The 2,691-nt window shown below is 35.2% G+C and carries 2 protein-coding genes; one reads left to right on the forward strand and one right to left on the reverse strand.

The window, feature by feature from the left end; translation table 11 throughout:
* The first annotated feature begins 230 nt into the window (after positions 1-230).
* The gene (locus QZZ48_RS15260; RefSeq protein ID WP_294967114.1) at positions 231-452 is read left to right on the forward strand and encodes a hypothetical protein; all 222 of its coding nucleotides are present in this window, start codon (positions 231-233) and stop codon (positions 450-452) included.
* A 14-nt stretch (positions 453-466) separates the two neighbouring features.
* On the opposite strand, the gene QZZ48_RS15265 is transcribed toward QZZ48_RS15260, so the two are convergent.
* A partial coding sequence (locus QZZ48_RS15265) for a hypothetical protein (RefSeq protein ID WP_294967115.1) occupies positions 467-2,691 on the reverse strand: 2,225 nt, incomplete at its 5' end.

Genomic DNA, 2,691 nt, shown 5'->3' on the forward strand with positions numbered 1-2,691 from the left:
AGTAATGTAACAAAAAGACAAAGAGCCACCCTACAACTTGCGATTGTGAGTGGCATACAAACCGTTGCCCAGTTTGTGAGCTTTACAAAAAAGCTTAACTTCATTGTACCAAAGAAAGTGTAAAGACCCTCTTTGAAGGCAGCGTGGATTCTGCCTTCTCTCTTATTGTAAAGAGATTATTATAGCTATTTCGATATGATTTCATCAAAATATTATATTAAGGACAAAAAATGGCAAAATGGATTTATGACTCGAACTCAAATAGCAAACCTGTTAATATGGATAATATTACAACATTTTCACCAATAATAGATGGACCAGATTGTACTATCAGATTTATTGCTAGTAATGGTGAAAAAATAAAGTGGACATTTATTGACATGGAAGTGGCACAAGATACCTATCAAGATATTCTATTATATTTGGAACCTTCAGACATAGCAAATCAATAAATGAAAGGTGAGAACTACCTCACCTTATCCAATCGCAAACCCTTTCTTCTTGCTGCACTATTAATCTTTCTCAGATCCAACTGAAATTTAGTATCAGCTTTTCGTTTATCAAGCATACTATCACTCTTTTTCTTCTTATACTTCATTGTACTTTTAGCAGCTCTTACTTTGCTTTGTAACTCTTTTTTCTCATTGAAATGACGAACACCAGCACCACGTATGAGCATTTCATCGTAACCCATAGGCTCATCATAATAGTTTTTAGGGTCATACAGTCCTGTAGCTTTGCCTACGATTCTTTGACCATATCTACCAAAGGTAAGAGGTGGAAGATAGTTCTTAGCCATTTCTAGTATGCGTTTAGTTATCTTTGTGGGCACATCATCATATTTACCATCTATATTGTAGTCAAGTGGAGTTTTTCCTCCTAACATTTTTATAGTTCCACCTACAAATCCACCACTAAACTCTAAAGTATCAAAACCATCAAATCTCATACCTGGAACAAGTCTTCCTGCATTTAGATACCAACCACTACCCAAATCAACCCAACTCTTAGCACCTAATACATTTGGGATAAAACCGCTACTTGCCCATTTAGGTTTATATAGATTTTCTCTTTCATTATCTCCTAGCCAAGAAGATGCACCAGTTCCTATCATGGCAGCCTGAAGCATTGCAAACCTAAAAGGGTGCTTGGCAATAGTTTTCAGTACCATAGGCGTAGATTTATAGCTATAATGAATGAAAGGCATTAAGCCACTTTTATCCAAGTTTCTCACCGCACCAGGAAGAGGTGTCGTATAATCTACATAAGCCTCATTTGCTAGTTTAAAGGCTCTTTTTTCATCTATGCCTTTTTTTATCTGATTATAGAAGTTAGCTAGTTTAAAAATCTTATCTTCCCAATCATACATTCTCCTAGCAGTGTCTCCTGTTTTACTTCCTTTTGAGAGGTAAGCATTTTTGAGTATAGTCACCATAATAGGATCTTTACCAATACCTAAAGTATCCATATTTTCCATTTCACCAAGATAAGAGTTTAATCCATATTTATTTGCTTTTTTTACAAGCTCACTAAATCTTTTTTTATCAGTAGCTGCCATATTTAAAATTCTCACAAAAGAGGTCATATCTCCTCTCATAAAAGCGAGCATCACATTTGAGCCAACATTATATAGATGAGTAAAAGGATTTTTAACAGTAACGTTGACTTTGATATGATCTATGATAGGGTACCAATAGTTTTCCAAGATACCCATATTCTCTTTTACTAGTCCAGCCCCTTTAACTGCATCTGCCACCTCTTTAGGTACATACTTACCAGCAAGTGCACCATACTTGTAGATACCACCACCCATAGTCTCATCACTCATACGTACAAGCCCATCTGCTATTTCTTTTTTTCCAAACTTATCAGCCACTTGCTTTAAAGTATTTGCTTTGAGTAGTTGCACTCTTTGTTCTGCTAAAGTTTTAGGAAGTGCAAAGTTGCTATCTTCTATCATGCCTAAAGCAATTTGCTCATCTCTCGTTAAACTCTTCCTTGCTTTAAAACGACTATTGAAATAAAATTTTTCTACAAAACTACCATCTTCTATATGTTTTTCATAGTAGTGTTTTATATAGTCACTTATCTTGTTCTCCTTTTTAAGTGCACCAGCTTCTACCAAATCATTTGCATTTTTATCTATAAGAGTTCTAAACCTAGTATATGTCTCTCTTAAATGCTCAGGAAGCTTATACCCTTCTTCTCCATTGAGTGCACGGAATAGTGCTTGTGAATCTTTTGGTAGGAGATTGTTATCTAAAAACTTTTTGATATCACTAGCTTGAGAGTAGATTTGTGATTGACCTATGCGAAAGTCTTGGGTTATTTCTCCTATATCTTTAGTCATTTGCGAAACAGTAAGCAATCTTTTAACCTTGCCACCGCTTATAAAACCTAGTGCTTTCTCTTCTGTATCACCTAGCAATTTACCTGTTTTAGCAAAAAACTCATCTACTTTATTACTATATTGTGTTATACTAACCTTATCAGACTGGTGTTTAACATTAGTTTTAGAGGTAGTAAGACGCGTACCCCTTGGTCTAGCCAGTGAATGACCTTGAGTTTGGGATGTCGAACTATCTCTCACTGGGTATATAATTTTTTCTTTTAAACTCTCAACCATCTTACTTAAATCAGCATCAGAAACAGTCTGTAAATACTTTCCATTCCCTTTGTCTACTGTAACAC

This window comes from Sulfurimonas sp. (assembly GCF_016744025.1).
In the GTDB taxonomy this organism is placed as follows: domain Bacteria; phylum Campylobacterota; class Campylobacteria; order Campylobacterales; family Sulfurimonadaceae; genus Sulfurimonas.

What these genes read in the sequence shown, in the direction of transcription:
- QZZ48_RS15260 (WP_294967114.1), top strand. Translation starts at nt 231, where the DNA reads ATGGCAAAATGGATTTATGACTCGAACTCAAATAGCAAACCTGTTAAT.